This window comes from Pantoea sp. FN0305 (genome assembly GCF_050113845.1).
GTDB lineage: Bacteria > Pseudomonadota > Gammaproteobacteria > Enterobacterales > Enterobacteriaceae > Mixta > Mixta alhagi.
The window spans coordinates 466,987-486,811 of the sequence record NZ_JBNJSN010000002.1 but is presented as its reverse complement, the minus strand read 5'-3'; the positions used below and the strand labels follow the sequence as shown (position 1 = coordinate 486,811).

Annotated in this window: 18 protein-coding genes; 8 read left to right on the top strand and 10 right to left on the bottom strand. The window is 53.8% G+C overall.

The annotated features are described in order from the left end of the window. Positions 1-57 precede the first annotated feature (57 nt). Positions 58-504 carry a YccF domain-containing protein gene (locus tag ACQE3Y_RS06330; protein ID WP_085072189.1) on the top strand — a complete coding sequence of 149 codons (447 nt, stop codon included), beginning with the start codon at positions 58-60 and terminating at the stop codon, positions 502-504. Positions 505-516: 12 nt separating this feature from the next. Continuing rightward, the gene (gene yccS, locus ACQE3Y_RS06325) at positions 517-2,664 is read left to right on the top strand and encodes a YccS family putative transporter (RefSeq protein WP_426981106.1); all 2,148 of its coding nucleotides are present in this window, start codon (positions 517-519) and stop codon (positions 2,662-2,664) included. Here yccS and ACQE3Y_RS06320 read toward each other — a convergent pair. Then, a complete protein-coding gene (locus ACQE3Y_RS06320) occupies positions 2,661-3,278 on the bottom strand; it encodes a TfoX/Sxy family DNA transformation protein (protein ID WP_426974262.1) in 618 nt (205 codons plus the stop codon). The two genes, yccS and ACQE3Y_RS06320, sit on opposite strands and share 4 nt — an antisense overlap. Positions 3,279-3,488: 210 nt before the next feature. Between ACQE3Y_RS06320 and sulA the strand changes: the two genes are divergently transcribed. Together sulA and ompA are read left to right on the top strand one after the other, a co-directional pair. Continuing rightward, a complete protein-coding gene (gene sulA / locus ACQE3Y_RS06315) occupies positions 3,489-3,995 on the top strand; it encodes an SOS-induced cell division inhibitor SulA (protein WP_426981105.1) in 507 nt (168 codons plus the stop codon). A 350-nt stretch (positions 3,996-4,345) separates the two neighbouring features. Continuing rightward, positions 4,346-5,419, top strand: coding sequence for a porin OmpA (gene ompA / locus ACQE3Y_RS06310; protein WP_426981104.1), 1,074 nt, complete (start codon positions 4,346-4,348; stop codon positions 5,417-5,419). Positions 5,420-5,504: 85 nt separating this feature from the next. Here the strand turns inward: ompA and matP are convergent, their stop codons facing one another. Continuing rightward, on the bottom strand, positions 5,505-5,966 hold the full coding sequence (gene matP / locus ACQE3Y_RS06305) for a macrodomain Ter protein MatP (RefSeq protein WP_426981103.1): 462 nt from the start codon (positions 5,964-5,966) through the stop codon (positions 5,505-5,507). A 180-nt stretch (positions 5,967-6,146) separates the two neighbouring features. Here matP and ACQE3Y_RS06300 point away from each other — a divergent pair, with 180 nt between their 5' ends. Both ACQE3Y_RS06300 and fabA read left to right on the top strand, forming a co-directional pair. Beyond that, complete coding sequence (locus tag ACQE3Y_RS06300) at positions 6,147-7,895, top strand: AAA family ATPase (RefSeq protein WP_426981102.1); 1,749 nt, start codon at positions 6,147-6,149, stop codon at positions 7,893-7,895. 67 nt (positions 7,896-7,962) lie between these two features. After that, positions 7,963-8,481, top strand: a complete 519-nt coding sequence (gene fabA, locus ACQE3Y_RS06295; RefSeq protein ID WP_085067388.1) for a bifunctional 3-hydroxydecanoyl-ACP dehydratase/trans-2-decenoyl-ACP isomerase — start codon at positions 7,963-7,965, stop codon at positions 8,479-8,481. Between the two features lie 56 nt (positions 8,482-8,537). Here the strand turns inward: fabA and rmf are convergent, their stop codons facing one another. After that, the gene (rmf, locus tag ACQE3Y_RS06290) at positions 8,538-8,720 is read right to left on the bottom strand and encodes a ribosome modulation factor (RefSeq protein WP_085067389.1); all 183 of its coding nucleotides are present in this window, start codon (positions 8,718-8,720) and stop codon (positions 8,538-8,540) included. Positions 8,721-8,754: 34 nt separating this feature from the next. Here rmf and ACQE3Y_RS06285 point away from each other — a divergent pair, with 34 nt between their 5' ends. Next, the gene (locus tag ACQE3Y_RS06285; protein WP_426981101.1) at positions 8,755-8,988 is read left to right on the top strand and encodes a hypothetical protein; all 234 of its coding nucleotides are present in this window, start codon (positions 8,755-8,757) and stop codon (positions 8,986-8,988) included. Here the strand turns inward: ACQE3Y_RS06285 and pqiC are convergent. The 5 genes from pqiC to rlmKL are packed head-to-tail and all read right to left on the bottom strand — an operon-like array spanning position 8,985 to position 16,513. Beyond that, positions 8,985-9,563 (bottom strand): membrane integrity-associated transporter subunit PqiC, encoded by a 579-nt coding sequence (pqiC, locus tag ACQE3Y_RS06280; RefSeq protein WP_426981100.1) that lies wholly within the window; start codon positions 9,561-9,563, stop codon positions 8,985-8,987. The genes ACQE3Y_RS06285 and pqiC overlap by 4 nt on opposite strands. Continuing rightward, a complete protein-coding gene (gene pqiB / locus ACQE3Y_RS06275; protein WP_426981099.1) occupies positions 9,560-11,203 on the bottom strand; it encodes an intermembrane transport protein PqiB in 1,644 nt (547 codons plus the stop codon). Before pqiB ends, pqiC begins: the two co-directional genes overlap by 4 nt. After that, on the bottom strand, positions 11,190-12,458 hold the full coding sequence (gene pqiA / locus ACQE3Y_RS06270; RefSeq protein WP_426974255.1) for a membrane integrity-associated transporter subunit PqiA: 1,269 nt from the start codon (positions 12,456-12,458) through the stop codon (positions 11,190-11,192). The genes pqiB and pqiA overlap by 14 nt, the downstream gene beginning before the upstream one ends. Before the next feature lie 15 nt (positions 12,459-12,473). Beyond that, positions 12,474-14,396 (bottom strand): ABC transporter ATP-binding protein, encoded by a 1,923-nt coding sequence (locus ACQE3Y_RS06265; protein ID WP_426974254.1) that lies wholly within the window; start codon positions 14,394-14,396, stop codon positions 12,474-12,476. A 5-nt stretch (positions 14,397-14,401) separates the two neighbouring features. Beyond that, positions 14,402-16,513, bottom strand: coding sequence for a bifunctional 23S rRNA (guanine(2069)-N(7))-methyltransferase RlmK/23S rRNA (guanine(2445)-N(2))-methyltransferase RlmL (gene rlmKL, locus ACQE3Y_RS06260; protein WP_426981098.1), 2,112 nt, complete (start codon positions 16,511-16,513; stop codon positions 14,402-14,404). Between the two features lie 136 nt (positions 16,514-16,649). Here rlmKL and ACQE3Y_RS06255 point away from each other — a divergent pair, with 136 nt between their 5' ends. Then, positions 16,650-17,759 (top strand): YcbX family protein, encoded by a 1,110-nt coding sequence (locus ACQE3Y_RS06255; RefSeq protein WP_426981097.1) that lies wholly within the window; start codon positions 16,650-16,652, stop codon positions 17,757-17,759. Positions 17,760-17,772: 13 nt separating this feature from the next. Here ACQE3Y_RS06255 and ACQE3Y_RS06250 read toward each other — a convergent pair whose 3' ends face one another. Both ACQE3Y_RS06250 and pyrD read right to left on the bottom strand, forming a co-directional pair. Continuing rightward, positions 17,773-18,318, bottom strand: a complete 546-nt coding sequence (locus ACQE3Y_RS06250; protein WP_250652285.1) for a cell division protein ZapC — start codon at positions 18,316-18,318, stop codon at positions 17,773-17,775. Between the two features lie 196 nt (positions 18,319-18,514). Next, positions 18,515-19,525: a quinone-dependent dihydroorotate dehydrogenase gene (pyrD, locus tag ACQE3Y_RS06245; protein WP_426981096.1), complete on the bottom strand. Its 1,011-nt coding sequence runs from the start codon at positions 19,523-19,525 to the stop codon at positions 18,515-18,517. Between the last annotated feature and the right edge of the window lie 300 nt (positions 19,526-19,825).

The following is a 19,825-nucleotide window of genomic DNA, read 5'->3' as shown; positions in this document are numbered from 1 at the left end:
AGGTTACAATCAAGCGCAGTTATGCTGGATAAATTCTGTTTTTGAAGGAAGCCTGTTATGCGTACCGTTTTGAATATCCTTAATTTTGTATTAGGTGGCTTCTTTACCACACTGTGCTGGTTGTTCGCTACCCTTGTAAGTATCGTTTTGATCTTTACCCTGCCGCTGACACGCTCCTGCTGGGAGATAACGAAACTTTCCCTGCTACCTTATGGTAATGAGGCGGTTCATGTAGATGAATTACGTCCTGAACAAAGCAACACGCTGCTGAATACCGGCGGCACGTTGCTGAATATATTTTGGTTTATCTTCTTTGGCTGGTGGCTGTGCCTTTCCCACATTATGCTCGGCATTACACAATGCATCAGCATCATTGGCATTCCGGTAGGTATCGCCAACTTTAAGCTGGCGGCGATTGCGCTATGGCCGGTTGGTCGCCGCGTTGTCTCCACTGAAGAAGCGCGTGCGGCACGTGAAGCTAATGCGCGTCGTCGCTATCAGTAAGGTCGCCATGTCATGATTGCGTTAACTGCGGGTTTGCGTCGTTATACGGCGAACAGTACCGGACTTTATCTGACCCGCATTTTTCTGGCGCTGGCGGGCGCGGCTGCCTTTCCCTGGTGGATCCAGCAGGTTGTCTGGACATTACCGCTTACGCTGGGCGTGGTTGCCGCCGCGCTGGCCGATCTTGATGACCGCTTTACTGGCCGATTGCGCAATCTGTTTATCACGCTGCTCTGTTTTTGCATCGCTTCGGTTTCGGTAGAGTTACTTTTCCCCTGGCCCTGGCTATTTATTCTCGGCCTTGCGATTTCTACCTGGGGTTTTATTTTGCTGGGTGCGCTTGGCCAGCGCTATGCCACTATCGCCTTTGGCGCGCTGCTGATTGCTATTTACACCATGCTTGGCGCGGGTCTCTTTTCGCAGTGGTATCTCCAGCCGATCCTGCTGTTGCTGGGTGCTGTCTGGTATAACCTGCTAACGCTGACAGGGCACCTGCTGTTTCCTATTCGTCCGTTACAGGAGAACATGGCGCGCAGCTACAGCATGCTGGCTAATTACCTGGACGCCAAGGCCAGCCTGTTTGATCCCGATACGGAAGAAAACGACGACGGCGGGCTGGTTGAAGTTGCGATGGCTAACAGCAAGCTGGTGGCCGTGCTTAATGAGACGAAAACCTCGATTCAGAGTCGGCTACGCGGCGATCGCGGGCAACGCGGTACGCGGCGAACATTACATTACTATTTTGTCGTGCAGGATATTCATGAACGCGCCAGCTCTTCTCATGTGCAATATCATGCCCTGCGTCAGGAGTGGCGCTACAGCGAAATCCTGTTTCGTTTTCAGCGTCTGTTGACCATGCAGGCGCGCGCCTGTCGCCAGCTTTCCGAGGCGATCCTGCTGCAGCGCAGCTATCAGCATGATATGCGTTTTGAGCGCGCTTTTAATCATCTGCAGGCGGCGCTGGATCGGCTGCCTGATACAACGGAAGATAAAAAGCGCCAAAAAGCGCTGCGATATTTACTGCGTAATTTAAAAGCAATTGATGCCCAACTTGCGACGATAGAGTCAGAACAGGCGCTGGAACAGGCGCATCGGGACGGCAGCGATACGCACCTCTCCAGCGAGGGATTAACCGGCTGGAGCGATATTCGTCTGCGCATTAGCCGTCATTTAACGCCAGAATCACCGCTTTTTCGTCATGCCGTGCGGATGTCGCTGGTGCTGTGCGTTGGCTACGCCTTTATTCAGCTGACCGGTCTGGAGCGTGGTTACTGGATCCTGTTGACCAGCCTGTTTGTCTGTCAGCCCGGCTATAACGCAACGCGCCGCCGCCTGGCGCTGCGCATTATTGGCACCTTAACCGGCATCGCTATTGGTTTGCCGGTTCTATGGCTGGTGCCTTCTGTGGATGGGCAGTTGCTGCTGATTGTGCTGTCAGGCGTGCTGTTTTTTGCTTTCCGCCAGGTACAGTATGCGCATGCTACTATGTTTATTACGCTGCTGGTGCTGCTCTGCTTTAATTTGCTGGGCGAAGGCTTTGATGTAGCCATTCCCCGTATTGTCGACACGCTGTTGGGATGTGGCATCGCCTGGCTGGCGGTCAGTTTTATCTGGCCAGACTGGCGTTTCCGACGCCTGCCGGCGGTGGCGGAAAAAACCTTAACGGCTAACTGCCGATATCTGGATGCAATTCTGGAACAGTATCACCAGGGGAAAGATAACCGCCTGGCCTACCGTATTGCGCGCCGCGACGCGCATAACGGTGATGCCGAGCTGGCCTCGGTGGTTTCCAACCTTTCAACCGAAATGCGCCCGGATCCGCAGCTGCGTGAAGCGGCATTTCGTCTGCTCTGTCTGAATCACTCTTTTTTAAGCTACATCTCCGCATTAGGCGCGCATCGTGAAAAAATAACGCAGCCAGAGCTGCTGGCGCTACTGGATGATGCCGTCTGCTATGTTGATGATGTATTACAGATAGATATCGTCAGCGAGCAGCAAGCGCAGCGGATGATGGGTGAGCTTGCTACCCGTATTGGGGGGTTTGACAGCGAGGCTGATTCACAGGCGCAGCTGGTATTACAACAAATCGGTTTGTTGATTGCGCTGTTGCCCGAAATTGCTCGCCTGAAAAAGCAGCTGGCCTCCCCTTCAGCCGGTTAGTTTTGTCGTGCTTTTTCCACATGCACGGCGCAATTAAACCAGTTGCGCAGCTCTTCTTTTATCTCTGCAGGCAGGGCCGCCTGATGATGACCAGAAATCGCGCCCTGCAGAGCCATTAAACAGTTCAGCCCCAGGTGCTGGTTACGCATCCTTAAGCGTAGCCAGCACCGCTTTGCTCCCGCCTCGCGCAGTGCATATACGCTGTTAATGCCGATCTCGCGCAACAGCATTTCCATGCGAATGCCCAGATTAGGCAGATCTTTAAGGCGTACATTATTTTGGCGCGCACTTTTTTGCTGCTGCGCCAGCGCCAGCGCCGATTTTGACAGTCTGATCAACAACGGCCGGTTGTTCCATAACGCTTCATCAATATGGTAATAACGTAATTCTACCGCGATGCCGCGTTTATCGATAACCAGCGGCGTTAACGATTGCGTACGGAGATAGCGCGTTAGCGTTTCGCTGGCTCGCAGATAGAGTTCGCCATCGGTAATCAAGGCGAACACCACTTTTTCCACGGCCAGGCTATAGCCGCCGAATTGCGAGCGCACGGTAATATTGCCTAATGCCGCCAGCTGCTGTTTTGATTGAATTATCCGTTGGTAAGAATCCATATGCTGCTCCTTTTCCTTAAGAAACCTAAACTAACCTACTGTTTTCCATCAGCTAAAACATAGGCAATTCTAATTAATGGTTCAATTGTTAAATGAACTTGCATTCATTTGCATGTGAAAAGTGCGAGACGTTTTCAAAAAAATGAGGTTGATCTTAAGCGCTCAGCGCATTACTGTATATCCATACAGTAACCACATGAGCTGATAATCATGCGTACTCATTTACTGAAGTCTTCTGTTGCTCGTTCTGCTTTGCCTGGCCATTCTCGCGTTGCCGTATCGCCGGTCTTAACAACCGGTTGGATCAGCGAGCTAAGCTATAGCGAAGCTCAGCCAGGGCTAACGCAGCTGTTACTCCTGCCGCTATTACAGCAGTTAGGTACGCAGTCGCGCTGGCAGCTCTGGCTAACGCCGCCGCAAAAGATCAGCCGGCAGTGGCTTAAGGCTTCGGGCCTGCCGCTGAATAAGATGATGCAGCTCCCTTATCATCAAGCGTTCAGTACGGTTGAGGCGATGATAAAAGCGCTGCAAACAGGGAATTACAGTGTGGTTTTGGGCTGGTTTGCTAATGATATAAGCGAAAACGATCGTCGTCGGCTTGAAGAAGCAGCCTCCGCAGGGCAGGCTCTTGGACTCATAATGCGACCCCGAACTGGCGCTACTTGTCCCAGCGGACAAAAAAATCGGCTGAAAATTCACTCAACTTTGTATCATTAAGTAAATATAAGATAAATCTCAGCTAAAAATTCTCACTTTCTTTTGATAACCCGCTGATTCTACTCTCACGCGGCTAAGCCTCGCTTTTGCCGCGCTAAATAACCTTTTTTAGCTCGTTAAAACGGGTGACTATTGTTAAAATTTATGTCTGAAACGCCCTTTTTTTGCCGAGCGCCTTCACATCTTACTTGTAAGTTTCTCGCCACGTTGTAGACTTTATCTCGCCAGGGTGCTCAATAACCTCCGTTTTCCGGTAGAGTAATAATCGAGCAAAAGGACCCGGCGAAGGATTACAACCAAGAGCTTAATTTAAGCTCCTTGCCTATTTGGATGATAACGAGGCGCAAAAAATGAAAAAGACAGCTATCGCAATTGCAGTGGCACTGGCTGGCTTCGCTACCGTAGCGCAGGCCGCACCGAAAGATGACACCTGGTATACCGGTGCCAAACTGGGCTGGTCTCAGTATCACGATACTGGTTACTACGGTAACAACTACGTGAACAACGATGGCCCGACTCACGAAAGCCAGCTGGGCGCTGGTGCATTCGTTGGTTATCAGGCTAACCCGTACCTGGGCTTCGAACTGGGTTATGACTGGCTTGGCCGCATGCCTAACAAAGGCAACGTAGTTAACGGCGCATTTAAAGCACAGGGCATCCAGCTGGCAGCGAAACTGAGCTACCCGATCATGGATGACCTGGACGTTTATACCCGTCTGGGTGGTATGGTATGGCGCGCTGATTCTACTCAGCACGTTGTGGGTACCAACATCAGCCGTAACGACCACGACACCGGCGTTTCTCCGCTGGCAGCCGTTGGTGTTGAATACGCACTGAACAAAAACTGGGCTACCCGTCTGGACTACCAGTGGGTTAACAACATCGGTGACGCAGGTACCGTTGGTACTCGTCCTGACAACGCCATGCTGAGCTTAGGTCTGTCTTACCGTTTCGGTCAGGACGATGCAGCAGCTCCGGTTGTAGCGCCGACTCCTGCTCCGGCTCCGGTTGTTGAAACCAAACACTTCACGCTGAAATCAGACGTGCTGTTCACCTTCAACAAAGCAACCCTGAAAGGTGAAGGCCAGCAGGCGCTGGATCAGCTGTACTCTCAGCTGAGCTCAATGGATCCGAAAGACGGTTCTGTTGTTGTTCTGGGCTACACTGACCGTATCGGTTCTGAGCAGTACAACCAGAAGCTGTCTGAAAAACGCGCTCAGTCTGTAGTTGACTACCTGGTATCTAAAGGTATCCCGTCTGACAAGATCTCTGCACGTGGCATGGGTGAATCTAACCCGGTTACCGGCAACACCTGTGACAGCGTGAAAGGCCGTAACGCCCTGATCGACTGCCTGGGTCCGGATCGTCGCGTAGAAATCGAAGTTAAAGGTTTGAAAGACGTTGTTACCCAGCCGCAGGCTTAAGTAATACGTTAAGAAAAACCCCGCTCCGGCGGGGTTTTTTATTGGCTGCTTAATACGAAAAACGCTTATTTTTCCTTTTCCCGCATTAATTCACATCGTCCTTGCCTAAAATAGCCTGCAGATCCTGACGTAGCGTCGACATCTGGCTGGCATATTTTTCTTTTCGCTCAGCATCCTCAATCAACTGTACGATAGTATCCGATAAGGTGCTGTTGCGACGCTGCGCCAGCCCCGCCAGCCGTTGCCACACCAGATATTCTAAATCGATCGATTTCTTACGCGTGTGCTGATGCTCGGCATTAAAGTGACGTTTACGGCGCGCACGAATCGTCTGCTTCATACGGTTTTCCAGCGCCGGATTAATATGTTGCTCAATCCATTTCAACACCTCTACCGGATGGTTTTCCATGGCCAGCAAAGCCCTGACGGCTTCCTGTGCGGCGCTGATTTCAATGTAACGGGTGATCGGCTCCCCTTCCTGGTATTTTTTTACCAGGTATTTCCATTTCCATCCGCTTTCAAGATTTTCCAGCTGCTGATATTTCATCGGAATCTCATCATGAGCAGGTAACAAACTAAGAATAACAGCTTTTTTACGACTTGCGGCAGAGAAAGGCGCAGCGGCGACTCCGCACTCTGCTGAGAATCAGTCTAATCTCTGCCGTGCGTAACAGCCTGAAAAGCTGTATAATCGCGCTTTTCATTTATTCAGACAAATACGATTACTTTGACCAGCAACCGACTTGCATGGCAGGCGCTACAGCCTGATGCCGAAAGCTTCCAGCCTCTTTTTTCCCGCGTCTTTAGCGATAATGTCGGCGATATTCTCCCCGACGTTCAGCCTCGTCTGTTTGATGCAGCCAGCCTGCTGCAGAACAGCAGCGCGCCTTTTTCACTGATGCTGATACGCTGTGCGGAAAACAGTGAGAATCTGTCATTGCTGGCGCAGACATTACAGCATAACAGTAGCCAGACGGAAGCGCTTTACGGCGGTAACTATCTGATTAATGACGAACAGATAACCTGGCAGCCTGCCAAATCAGCAGATGATCCCTTCGCCAGTCGCGGCGGCGTACATTTCGCCGACTGGATCGAGTCTGAGCAGCTGTTTGGCTGCGTACGTATTTTTTCCCAACGCATCAGCCTGCAGCCGGGTCTGATCCATCGGGCTAACGGCGGCATCTTAATGCTTTCGTTGCGCGCTCTGCTGGCCCAACCGCTGCTGTGGCTGCGGCTGAAACAGACCATTGCCCAGCAGCGTTTCGACTGGCTATCGCCTGATGAATCGCGCCCGCTGCCGGTGACCATCCCCTCAATGCCGTTGCAGTTAAAACTGGTGCTGTGCGGCGATCGTGACGCCCTGGCTGACTTTCAGGAGATGGAGCCTGAGTTGGCGGCGCTGGCAATCTACAGCGAATATGAAGAGAGCCTGCAGCTCGACGAAGAAGAAGATATGGCGTTATGGTGTCGCTGGGTAACCGCGCTGGCGCGGCAGGCGGGCTTACCGCCAATTGCCGCTGACTTCTGGCCAGCCCTGCTGCAGGAGGCCGTGCGCTATAGCGGCGACCGCGAAACACTTCCGCTCTGCCCGGCCTGGCTTGGTCGCCAGCTGCGCGATGCTGCCTTATATGGTGAGCAGCTGGATGCCGCCGCGCTTCAGGCCGCTCTGGACGCGCGCCTGTGGCGCGAAAGTTTCCTGCCCGATCGTATGCGTGATGAGATTCTTCTTGATCAGGTTCTTATTGAAACAGAAGGCGCCGTGGTAGGGCAAATCAACGGCCTGTCGGTCATTGAGTTTCCCGGACATCCGCGCGCGTTCGGCGAGCCTTCGCGTATCAGCTGCGTGGTACACGTGGGCGATGGCGAGTTTACTGACGTTGAGCGCAAGGCTGAGCTGGGCGGCAACATTCATGCTAAAGGCATGATGATTATGCAGGCGTTTTTGATTGCAGAACTGGAGCTGGATCAGCAACTGCCCTTCTCCGCTTCGCTGGTATTTGAGCAGTCCTATTCGGAAGTAGACGGCGACAGCGCCTCTCTTGCCGAACTGTGCGCGCTGGTCAGCGCGCTGGCCGGGGAGCCTATTAATCAGCAAATTGCGGTAACCGGCTCGGTGGATCAGTTCGGTCATGTGCAGCCGGTAGGCGGCCTGAATGAAAAAATCGAAGGCTTTTTCGAGATCTGCCAGCAGCGAGGCTTAACCGGTCAGCAGGGCGTGATTATCCCTGCTGCCAATGTGCGACATCTCTGCCTGCAACAGCAAATTGTTGATGCGGTACAGGCCGGAGAGTTTCATATCTGGGCCGTCAGTGAGGTGGATGAAGCGCTGCCGTTACTCACCGGCGTTCCGTGGAAAAAAGATGATGCTCCCTGCCTGTTGCAAACTATCCAGGCGCGCATCACAGAATTTAATCAGCAGGAGGCGCGCCAGCGTCCCTGGCCTCTACGTTGGCTAAACTGGTTTAACCACAGCTGATCGGAGTTGTTCAGCTTACACCTGTTAGCTAATGTTCGTGATTCACTAAAAAAAGGCTTATTGAAACATGGTAGATAAACGCGAATCCTATACAAAAGAAGACCTGATTGCCTCTGGTCGCGGCGAGCTGTTCGGTGCTGAAGGCCCGCCGCTGCCGTCTGGCAATATGCTGATGATGGACCGCGTGGTCAAAATGAGCGAAGAAGGCGGCAACTACAACAAAGGTTATGTTGAAGCCGAGCTGGATATTAATCCTGATCTCTGGTTCTTCGCCTGTCACTTTATTGGCGATCCGGTGATGCCGGGCTGTCTGGGCCTGGATGCGATGTGGCAGCTGGTTGGTTTCTATCTCGGCTGGCTGGGTGCAGAAGGCAAAGGCCGTGCGCTGGGCGTAGGCGAAGTGAAATTTACCGGTCAGGTTCTGCCTACGGCGAAAAAAGTGACCTATCGTATTCACTTCAAGCGCGTTATCAACCGTAAACTGGTGATGGGCGTGGCCGATGGCGAAGTGCTGGTTGACGGTAACGTTATCTATACCGCCAGCGATCTGAAAGTGGGTCTGTTTAAAGATACCAATGCTTTTTGATGCAGTGAATTAAAAACCTCCGCAAATGCGGAGGTTATCCTTTTTATGACAGGCCGTCAGACCATCGCGGCACTTACGCTAACTGCCCTGTCCTCCATGGCTTTTCGCCAACCTCCCAACCAGTGAGACCGAGCCTCAATCATTTGATAAGGACACATTTCTTTTGAACGCCCGGTGATGCCAGCCTGATAGCCTCGTGAATGTGCTCGTTCCAGGCGGTCTCGTTTCTGTCTCTTCATGCCTCATTTCCCTCATTCAGGTATGGTGGAACTGGTGGAAAGAAAACAATGGTCACAAAGTGCGCAACCACTTTTCTTTTCTACCCCTATCGCTGAAAAAGATCAATGCGCAAATTTCACGCCATTGTCATACAGGCAGGCTATTTTTAAAGGTTTTTCTGCGGTGAAAATCTGCGAATGGGATAACGGAATGATCTGCAATAAAAAATCCCGGCCAGCGAACGCGCTATGCGCTGCCGAACCGGAATTCCCTGTTAAGAAAAATTAATTACTTCTTATGGCACTAAACGCTGTCGCCATACGCTGCGCTTGCTGTTGCCATCCCTGCGCCAGGGTTCTGACCAGCGCATCATAGCCATCTTCCTGCTGCGGCAGCGTCAGATTAAAGTTCTGACGCGTGATTTGCCCGTTATGCTCCAGCGTCCAGCTGCCGCTAATGATCGCCTGGCCATCATAACGCCCATGGAAGCCAGTAACATTAACGTTCAACGTATCGTGCTGCTCACCCAGCGGCGTGGTGGAGATCAGCCTGCCCGGCAATGCATTACTCAGGTTGGTTACCAGCGTTTGCTGTAGTTGCTGATCGAGCGGACTGGCCCACAGATTGCTGGTGGCGACAACATATTTAACGTCGCTGGTCTGATAAACCACGCCATTGCCTGCCAGATAATCAGGCACCGAAACGCGCTCGATCCAGATCGGCAACGCATTATTTACCATCAACGCGCTCTGGCTAACCGGCGCAACCACCGACGTTCCCGCCGGCAGCTGATACAGGGTGGTTTGCGTGTTACTGCTGCAGGCGCTCAGCGCCAGCACCAGCAATGGCATCCATTTCATCATTGTTTCGCCCTCTTCGGCTGTGGGTCTTCGCCCGGTTTAGCTTCAAATACCAGCGCATTGCTCTTTTGATTGAGCGTTTTCAGCACCGGCTGCAGCTCACGCAGCACCTGATCCAGTCGTTGCATATCGCCAACCAGCTTGTTGTAGGCCGGAGAGCCGGGCTGCAAACCTTTCATACTGCGGTTCAGCTCGCGCAGCGTTTGCTGCATATCCTGCGACAGCTGCTGCATCGACGGGCTGGCGGTGATTTTATTCACGTTGTCCAGCGTCTTTTGCAGCTCGCGCAGGGTACGCTGGCTCTCTTTCAGCGTGCCGGTGGCCTGATTAATCATAGGATTCAGCGGCAGATTATTAATCTTATCCAGCGCATCCATAAGCTTCTGCTGAATCTGGCTCAGACCGCCGCTAACGGTGGGAATGATCTCCAGTCCGGCAACTTTTTCCGGGCCTTTATACTGCGGCGCGTTGTCATAGAAATCGAGATCGATATACAACGAGCCGGAAAGCAGGTTGCCGGTTTTCAACGAAGCACGCAGGCCACGTTTTTTGCCGTCACGCAGATGCTGGCGAATATCAAAGTCACCGCCCAGGCGGTTAACAAAGCGATCGGGTTCAATACGCACCAGAACCGGAATACGGTAATCCGTATTCAGCGACTGATTCCAGCCCGGAACGGTATAAGGCACCTGCGCCACTGTTCCCAGACGGATGCCGCGGAACTCTACCGGCGCACCTGGCTGCAGCCCACGAATCGAATCGCTAAAGAACATCAGGAAATCCAGATGCGTGGTATACAGCGAGTCCTGGATGCTGCGCTGATCGTCATACAGATGGTATTCCGCTTTGTTTTCTGCCGGTACACCCAGCTCCCAGCCGTCAGGCACGTCAAAACTGACGCCGCCGCTGAACAGCGTGGTTAATGAGCCCATCTCCACACGCATGCCGGAGGCGGACATCTCTACGGCGATGCCGCTGTCTTTCCAGAAACGCACATTTGAGGTAACCAGGCGATCGTAGGGCGCGGCGACAAACAGCTGATACTGCATTGCGCGTTTATCCGCATCAAAGCTGCTGGTTTCCACTGAACCCACGCGATAGCCGCGGAACAGGACCGGATCGCCAGGAGTGAGCTGGCCCGCCTTGGTGCTGTCGAGCACAATACGGATACCTTTCGCATCTGGCGGCGCCAGCGGCGGCGAATCCAGCAGTTTATATTGTTCTGGCTTTTCACCTTTGCTACCGGGCTGCAGTTCAATATAAGCGCCAGATAATAACGTGCCCAGCCCGGTGATGCCTTCGCGTCCTACCTGCGGCTTCACTACCCAGAAGGCGCTGTCACCATGCAGCAGCTTCTCCATTCCCGCGTTAAGGCGGGCTTTGATTTCTACATGATGCAAATCGTCAGTTAATACCGCGCTCTCCACCACGCCCACATCAACGCTGCGGCTTTTAATGGCCGTTTTACCGCCTACGATGCCTTCGGCATTGGTGGTAATCAGCGTCACTTCTGGTCCCTGATGGCTGAAATGATAAAACAGGATCCAGGCGCCAATCAGCACGGTAACAAGAGGAATGATCCACACCGGTGACCAGCGCTTGATCTGATCGACCTTCGCAACGCCGTGATTATTTTCCGTCAAGGCTCGGCTCCTTCAGATTATTTTCTGGTTCACGATCCCACGTCAGACGCGGATCAAACGTCATGGCGGCAAACATGGTCAGAATGACCACCGCCGCAAACAAGAGTGCGCCTGGCGCAGGATAGATATTCATTAACTGTCCGATACGCACCAGCGCGGAAAGTACCGCAATCACAAAAACGTCGATCATTGACCAACGTCCCACAAACTCCACCACCTCATAAATCAGGTGCATTTTTTCGCTGTCTCGCCTGCCATGCCCCCGCGCATCCCAGCACAGCCAGCCAATCGCCAACATTTTCAACGACGGCACCATAATACTGGCGATAAAAATCACCAGCGCCACCGGATAAGAGCCATCGCTCCAGAGCAGGATCACCCCGCCCATAATATTGGAGTTCATCCTGTCGCCGAGCGCTTCGGTGACCATAATCGGCAGGATATTGGCGGGGATGTAGATCATAATAGAGGTGAACAGCAGCGCCAGCGTCCATTGCAGACTGTGCCGCCGACGCGCATGGCCTGTTGTGCCGCAGCGTGGACAGAGATAACGATCGGCCGGCAGTACCGCTGTACAGCACGGACAGGATCGCAGCCCCTGTTTCAGACCGCTGATGCCCGCCTGCGGCGCAGCTGGCAGCGGCGGTTCAGGCGCTATCTGACGCCACAGCCAGCGCCGATCGACACACTGAAAGGCACGCAGCTGCAGCAGACAGAATAAACACCAGGGTAAAAAGCTGCTGCCGATACCAATATCGCCGTAAGCCATCAGCTTAACAAAGCTAACCAGCACGCCTGCGAGGAAGATTTCCGCCATCCCCCAGCTTCTGAGCTGAAACAGAATGCGGGCGGTAGCAATTTGCAGACGCTGCGGCAACGGTAGCCGATTCACCAGCAGCAGGATCGCAACCATGCAAAAGGCCGGCACCGCCTGAACAAACAGCATAAACAGCGTGGCGAGACTGGCGTAGTGCTCTGAGACCATGACCTGTGGAATTTCCATCAGGGTGATTTCACTGCTCAGGCCCGACACGTGCATATTGACGAAAGGAAACAGGTTTGCCAGCAGCAACATAAACAGCGCAGCCAGCGCATAGCCGGAGGGCCGCTTGCGCGGCTCGCTCCAGTTAGCGGTTAGCGTAGTATGACAGCGTGGACAGCTGGCTTTCTGACCAATGGCAACCGATGGCAACTGCGTCATCAGGTCACACTGTGGACAAAGCATCCAGTGTTGCGGGTGTTCAGCTGAACACATACCCTACTCCCGGTTTCAGCCGCCGTTTTTCAGCGATTCAAGATATTCCCAGCGTTCAAACGCGGTTTCCAGCTGCTGTTCCGCTTCTGCCAGCGCTGTCACCACCGGCTGCGTTTTCTCATGCGGCTGGGTGAAAAAGTTAGCATCCGCCATCTGCAGTTGCAGCTGCTCTATCTGCTTTTCCAGCGCTTCCAGCTGTTGCGGCAGCTGATCCAGTTCACGCTGCAGCTTATAGCTTAATTTAGTGCCGGACGCTTTTACTTCGTTTTTAACCGTCTGGTTTTTTACTGGCTTCTCTGCTGCCGCCACGGTTTTCACCGGCGCAGCGCGACTCTGACGTGAAGCGGCGCGCTGCTGTTGCGCATCATGATAGCCGCCGACAAAGGTGCCGATATCGCCATTGCCTTCAAAGATCCAGCATTCGGTAACGGTATTATCTACAAACTGACGATCGTGGCTGACCAGCAGCACGGTGCCCTGATAGCCATCAATCAGCTCCTCCAGCAGCTCCAGCGTTTCAACATCCAGGTCGTTAGTTGGCTCATCGAGAATCAACAGGTTGCTGGGCTTCAGGAACAGACGCGCCAGCAGCAGGCGGTTACGCTCTCCGCCGGAAAGCGCCCTGACCGGCGTCATCGCCCGCTTCGGATGGAACAGGAACTCCTGCAGGTAGCCCAGAACATGACGCGGCTTACCGTTTACCATCACTTCCTGCTTGCCTTCCGCAAGGTTATCCATCACGGTGCGATCCGGATCCAGGATGGCACGGTGCTGATCGAAATAGGCCACTTCCAGTTTGCTGCCGCCGTGCACGCGACCGCTGTCCGCCTTGAGCTGTCCCAGCATCAGCTTCAGTAACGTGGTTTTACCGCAGCCGTTAGGACCAATCAGCGCAATCTTATCGCCACGCTGCACCTGCGCGCTAAAGTCTCTGACCAGCGTGCGGTCGCCAATGCTGTAATTGACGTTTTCCAGTTCAAAGACGATTTTGCCGGAGCGCGACGCTTCTTCAACCTGCATCTGCGCTTTGCCCATCACCTCACGACGTTCTGAACGCTCGCGACGCAGCGCTTTCAGAGCGCGAACGCGACCTTCGTTACGGGTACGACGCGCTTTGATACCCTGGCGGATCCAGACTTCTTCCTGTGCCAGCTTGCGGTCAAATTCAGCGTTTTGCATCTCTTCAACGCGCAGCGCTTCCTCTTTCCCTTCCAGATATTTGTCATAGTCGCCTGGCCAGGAGACCAGTTTGCCGCGATCGAGATCGACAATACGCGTTGCCATATTGCGGATAAAAGAACGGTCATGCGAAATAAAGACGATGCTGCCCTGGAAGGTTTTCAGGAAATTTTCCAGCCAGTCAATGGTTTCAATATCCAGGTGGTTGGTTGGCTCATCCAGCATCAACACGCGCGGATTACTCACCAGCGCACGTCCCAGCGCAGCTTTACGCAGCCAGCCGCCGGAAAGCGACGACAGCTCAACCTCCGGCTCCAGGCCAATCTGTTGCAGCACATCGTTAATGCGCGATTCCAGCTGCCACAGATTATGGTGATCCAGCAGCGACTGCAGGCGTGCCATCTCATTTAGGTTTTTCTCGCTCGGATCTTCCATCACCACATGCGAAATCGCGTGATAGGCTTTCAGATGCTCAGCCTGCTCGGCCACGCCTTCAGCCACAAAATCATATACCGTGCCGGCGATATTGCGCGGCGGATCCTGTTGCAGACGCGCCACCACCAGATCCTGCTCGTAAATAATCCGACCATCATCCAGCGGTTGCTCGCCGTTAATGATTTTCATCAGCGTGGATTTACCGGCGCCGTTGCGCCCGACCAGACAGACGCGTTCGTTCTCTTCGATATGCAGCTCGGCATAATTCAGCAACGGCGCATCGCTGAACGAAAGGTAGGCATTGTGAATACTAATCAGTGACATACAGCTTATTCCTTACCGGCGTGCGTAATCAGCCAGCAGTTGTGAATATGACGGTTGCGGGCAAAATCCTGCGACTGTGTTTTCGCGGTGATCTCCTGTGCATGCAGGCCGAGCGTGGCCAGCCCCGGATGATCCATTTTAAAACCGCGTTTGTTGTTCGAGAACATTATGGTGCCGCCCGCGCGCAGCAGGCGTTTGAGATCGCGCATCAGCTGCAAATGATCGCGCTGAACGTCAAAACTCTCTTCCATGCGTTTGGAGTTGGAGAAGGTCGGCGGATCGATAAAGATCAGATCAAACTGTTCGTTGCTCTCACGCAGCCAGCTCAGGCAATCCGCCTGCATCAGCCGGTGCTGACGGCCGCTCAGACCATTCAGACGCATATTACGTTCCGCCCACTCCAGATAGGTACGGGACATATCCACGGTCGTGGTGGAACGTGCGCCGCCAAGTCCGGCATGGACGCTGGCGCTGCCGGTATAGGCAAACAGGTTGAGGAAATCTTTGCCTTTGCTCATTTGCCCCAGCATACGACGGGCAAGACGGTGATCGATAAACAGGCCGGTATCAAGATAGTCGGTGAGGTTCACCAGGAAGCGGGCGTTAAACTCGCGCACTTCAAAATATTCGCCTTTTTCACCCAGCTTCTGATACTGGCTTTTGCCTTTCTGCTTTTCACGGGTTTTCAGCACCAAACGGTTCGCCGGCAGCTCCAGCACCGTCAGCGTGGCGCTAATCACATCAAACAGACGCTGGCGCGCCTTCATGGCATCAATGGTTTTCGGCGGCGCATACTCCTGGATCACCACCCAGTCGGCATAGCGATCCACGGCCACGTTATATTCCGGCAAATCGGCGTCATACAGGCGATAGCACTCAATGCCCTCCTGACGCGCCCATTTATCCAGTTTCTTCATGTTTTTGCGCAGGCGGTTGGCGTAATCTTCCGCCATCTGAGCCGGAACGCCATCACCGCTGATGACCGCCAGCTGATAATTTTTCTGTACGCAGTCCAGCGGACCGTTTTTCGCTTTGAACTGGCGATCGGCGCGTAGCTGTAAACAGCTCAGCAGGTCGGGCGAGGCGCTAAACAGCGAGAGATTCCAGCCGCCAAACTGGCTTTTCATTACGCGTCCCAGCAGGCTGTGCAGAGCGATCAGCGCCGGCTCGCTTTCCAGACGTTCACCATACGGCGGGTTGCTGATAACGGTACCGGCTGGCCCCTGCGGCAGCGGATTGCTGAGCTGCGCAACATCCTGTACGGCAAAAGTGAAGAGATCGGCCACGCCAGCACGACGGGCGTTGCCGCGCGCGCGCTCCAGTACACGCTCATCGTTATCGTAACCAAAGAAGCGCGACGTGGTTTGCGCAATTCCCTGACGGGCGCGGGTTTGCGCTTCGTCAATCAGCTCGCGCCACAGCTCAGGCTGATGCGCTTTCCAGCCGTGAAAACCCCAGTGGCGGCGATTCAGGCCCGGCGCGCGATCGCTGGCGATCAGCGCCGCCTCGATCAGCAGCGTGCCGGAGCCGCACATTGGATCGAGCAGCGGCGCGCCTGGCTGCCAGCCGGAACGCAGCACCGTGGCCGCCGCCAGGTTTTCTTTCATCGGCGCGAGGCCGGTTTGCTGGCGGTAGCCGCGCTGATGCATGCCTTCGCCGCTGAGATCAAGCGCAATGTTGGCGGTATCTTTATTCAGCCAGACATTAATCCGCACATCCGGCTGCTCGCGATCGACATCCGGGCGCGGAAGATTTTTACGGGTGAAGCTATCGACAATCGCATCCTTTACTTTCAATGCGCCAAACTGGCTGTTACGAATCGCTTCGTTGGTGCCGCTGAAATGCACGGCAAAGGTTCCGTCAATCAGGTTGGTCCAGTCAATCGCCTGCGCGCCGAGGTAGAGATCGAGATCGCTGTATACCGCGCATTCGCTGAGCGGCAGCAGAATACGCGATGCCAGCCGGCTCCACAGCAGACTGCGGTACATCAAACGATCGTCTCCCTGAAAATGTACGCCGCCCTGGACAACCTGCAGGTTCTGCGCCCCCAGCGTTTCCAGTTCACTCTTTAATAGCTCTTCGAGCCCACGCGCCGTACTGGCAAACAGAGAATTCATATCGTCACTTACAGTATTGGGAAAATTGCTGCGCATTATAGCTAATCACCGCCGCATGTCATAAAGTTAGCTTCCTTTAGCCGCAGATTCCTGTTGTCGTGGCCGGGCGCCGCAACAGCACAGCATGGAGAGCCTTATGATCGTCCTGTCACGCCTGTTTATTCATCCGGTTAAATCGATGCGGGGGCTACAGCTTTCGCATGCACTGGTTCAGGAGAGCGGGCTGGCTTTTGATCGCCTGTTTATGTTGACGACGCAGGATGGCACTTTTATCACTGCCCGCCAGTATCCTCAGCTGGTGCAGTTTACTCCGGCGCTCATTGCTGACGGGCTGTGGCTTCAGGCGCCCGATAACAGCAGCGCCGCCCTGCGCTTTGCCGACTTCCAGCCGCAGGAGGCTGAAACCGAAGTCTGGGGCAATCATTTTACCGCCCGTATCGCCCCGCAGCCGATCAATGCGTGGCTGAGCGGTTTTTTCCCCATCCCGGTACAACTGCGCTGGACCGGTCCGGAAATGACGCGTCGGGTTAAGCGCCAGCCACAGGTGCCGCTGGGCTTTGCCGACGGTTATCCTTTCTTGCTGATGAACGAGGCCTCGCTCTACGATCTGCAGCAGCGTTGCCCGGCCAGCGTTCGGCTGGAGCAGTTTCGCCCGAATCTGGTGGTTACCGGCGCGCGCGCCTGGGAAGAGGATAGCTGGCAGCGCTTACGTATCGGCGAGGTGGAATTTGAGGTCGCCAAGCCCTGTAGCCGCTGTATCTTTACCACCATCAGCCCTGAACGCGGGCTAAAACATCCTGACGGCGAACCGCTTAAAACGCTGCAAGCCTTCCGCAGCGCACAGGATGGCAGCGGCGATGTCGACTTTGGCCTGAATTTGCTGGCCTGCAATAGCGGCGTAATACGCGTCGGCGATACGCTGGAAACGATCGCAACGCAGCCGGCGCGCCGCTATGGCGCAGGTCGGGTTGTGGAAACGCTGGCGATAAAACAGGAAGCGGAGCAACAGGTCACCATTAACTATCGCGGCAACCGGTTTAGCGGAAACAATCAGCAGCTGCTACTGGAACAGCTGGAAATGCAGGGTCACCGCATTCCCTACTCCTGTCGCGCCGGTCTGTGCGGCAGTTGTAAAATGCAGCTGATTTCCGGCAAAGTGAAAGCGTTAAAGCAGGATGCGGTGCGTAACGACGGCACCGTTTTAAGCTGCAGCTGTATTCCGGACGGCGATATCGAGCTGGCTTAAGGCACCGGGTCAGTTAGCCGGCCCATGCGTAACGCTGCGCCTGTTCCGCCTGCCACGGTTGCAGGCGGTCATGCATAATTTTAATCGCATCGCCCAGCACCATGGTTTTACCCGCGATCTGCAGTTCGGGCTGAGCCAGCACGCAAAGCGCGGCGTTCTCTCCCGCCTCGATAACTAACATCCTCGCCTCTTCGCCGTTCTCCTCCAGCGTGACCGTTACCAGGTCGCTAACGCCGGGCTGCCAGGTTTGACGCTGGCAAACGCGAAAATGCCAGCTTTTCGGCATCAGCGGTTTCATAAAGCGCCAGGCGACCAATGCATTCAGCAGCAGCTCATCACACTGCTCTTCGCTGAGCGAAGTTTCGCGGCAGATCTCCTGCCAGGATAATAACTGCGCCGCATCGTCAACATTAAAAACCGCCTCGCTAAAGGCATCCGGCGTCAACATTTTGCGGGAAAAACGGGAGCGAAACAGCATACCATCCGCCAGGTCGAGCATCATACGATCCTGCTCTGCATCGAAAAACCAACGCCATTTGTCGTCAGGTTTTATCTTCATGGTTTGCCTTACTACAGTTGAGGGTTGCAAAAACAGGCTACTTTATTGCGCGATATCAATTGAACTGACAGCGCTCAAAACATAAAAAAGAATTAACCTGCCGCGAATAATATTTCCTGAAACGAACAAGGAATAGACAAAATATAAACCAGCCGGGAACAGATTAAAAGCCCCCGGCCAGATTCTTCAAAAAAGGTCAGAGATGAGTCACAATCTCTTTTACCAAATCCGGGCCTTTATAAATAAAGCCGGAATAAATTTGTACCAGCGTTGCGCCGGCAGCTATTTTTTCACGCGCTGCCATCAGTGAGTCGATACCACCTACGCCAATAATCGGCAATTTGTCCTGCAGCTCCTGCGCCAGACGGCGAATCACTTCGGTGCTACGCTGCTGCACCGGACGCCCACTAAGACCACCCGCCTCTTCGCTATATTTCAATCCATTCACCAGCGAACGATCCAGCGTGGTATTTGTGGCGATGACGCCGTCAATTTGATGACGAACCAGGCTATCGGCAATCTGCACCAATTCCTCTTCCGAAAGATCGGGCGCAATTTTTACCGCAACCGGCACATATTTCAGATGGCGCTTTTCCAGAATCTTCTGCTGTGATTTTATTGCCATCAGTAAGTCGTCCATCGCCTCACCATATTGCAGGGTTCTTAAACCCGGCGTATTCGGCGAGGAGATATTAACGGCAATATAACCGGCGTGAGGGTAGACTTTTTCCATACAGGCCAAATAATCATCTTTGCCCTGCTCTACCGGTGTATCTTTATTTTTGCCGATATTAATGCCCACTATGCCATTAAAGTTGGCGCGCTTAACGTTTTCAACCAGCTGATCCACGCCCAGATTATTAAATCCCATGCGGTTAATAATCCCTTCCGCTTCAATCAGGCGGAACAGACGCGGCTTGTCGTTACCCGGCTGCGGACGAGGCGTGACCGTTCCCACCTCAACAAAACCGAAGCCCATCGCGCCGAACGCATTAATACACTCGCCGTTTTTATCCAGCCCGGCTGCCAGGCCAAGCGCATTTTTGAAAGTCAGCCCCATACATTTAACGGGACGTGCAGGCAAGCGCTGGCGAATCAGCCCTTCCAGCGGCGTACCGCCGATGCGGCGTAGCTGCTGTAGCGTCAGTTCATGGGCGTGCTCAGCGTCGAGACGGAACAAAGCTTTACGTGCGAGGGGGTAAAACATGGACTCTCCTGAATTCCCGGTGGCAAACGGGGCGGTATTATCCGGTATAACCACCATAAAAAGCCAGAATTGTTAAACCAGCGCTCCTTTAGCACGCCTTTTCCCCTCGCTGTTCTGCCTTAGCGCAAAAACAGCTTTTTATTGCCGGATAAATCATTTAAAAGCCGCCGCACGCGCTGTCAGGATGCAACTATTCGTTCTCAATACTTTTTAATCGATAACTAATGATTATAAGGAGTGGCTATACATTGCAGGCGCTGACTGAAAACTCTGATGTCAGCAGAGCTTCACCGTTCTGCT

Bases quoted from the DNA above. Each gene is read 5' to 3' on its own strand.
- fabA (WP_085067388.1), top strand. From the start codon at position 7,963: ATGGTAGATAAACGCGAATCCTATACAAAAGAAGACCTGATTGCCTCT.
- yccS (WP_426981106.1), top strand. From the start codon at position 517: ATGATTGCGTTAACTGCGGGTTTGCGTCGTTATACGGCGAACAGTACC.
- ACQE3Y_RS06265 (WP_426974254.1), bottom strand. From the start codon at position 14,396: ATGTCACTGATTAGTATTCACAATGCCTACCTTTCGTTCAGCGATGCG.
- ACQE3Y_RS06320 (WP_426974262.1), bottom strand. From the start codon at position 3,278: ATGGATTCTTACCAACGGATAATTCAATCAAAACAGCAGCTGGCGGCA.
- rmf (WP_085067389.1), bottom strand. From the start codon at position 8,720: ATGAAGAGACAGAAACGAGACCGCCTGGAACGAGCACATTCACGAGGC.
- ompA (WP_426981104.1), top strand. From the start codon at position 4,346: ATGAAAAAGACAGCTATCGCAATTGCAGTGGCACTGGCTGGCTTCGCT.
- ACQE3Y_RS06255 (WP_426981097.1), top strand. From the start codon at position 16,650: ATGATCGTCCTGTCACGCCTGTTTATTCATCCGGTTAAATCGATGCGG.
- rlmKL (WP_426981098.1), bottom strand. From the start codon at position 16,513: ATGAATTCTCTGTTTGCCAGTACGGCGCGTGGGCTCGAAGAGCTATTA.
- pyrD (WP_426981096.1), bottom strand. From the start codon at position 19,525: ATGTTTTACCCCCTCGCACGTAAAGCTTTGTTCCGTCTCGACGCTGAG.
- sulA (WP_426981105.1), top strand. From the start codon at position 3,489: ATGCGTACTCATTTACTGAAGTCTTCTGTTGCTCGTTCTGCTTTGCCT.
- pqiC (WP_426981100.1), bottom strand. From the start codon at position 9,563: ATGATGAAATGGATGCCATTGCTGGTGCTGGCGCTGAGCGCCTGCAGC.
- ACQE3Y_RS06330 (WP_085072189.1), top strand. From the start codon at position 58: ATGCGTACCGTTTTGAATATCCTTAATTTTGTATTAGGTGGCTTCTTT.
- pqiA (WP_426974255.1), bottom strand. From the start codon at position 12,458: ATGTGTTCAGCTGAACACCCGCAACACTGGATGCTTTGTCCACAGTGT.
- ACQE3Y_RS06250 (WP_250652285.1), bottom strand. From the start codon at position 18,318: ATGAAGATAAAACCTGACGACAAATGGCGTTGGTTTTTCGATGCAGAG.
- matP (WP_426981103.1), bottom strand. From the start codon at position 5,966: ATGAAATATCAGCAGCTGGAAAATCTTGAAAGCGGATGGAAATGGAAA.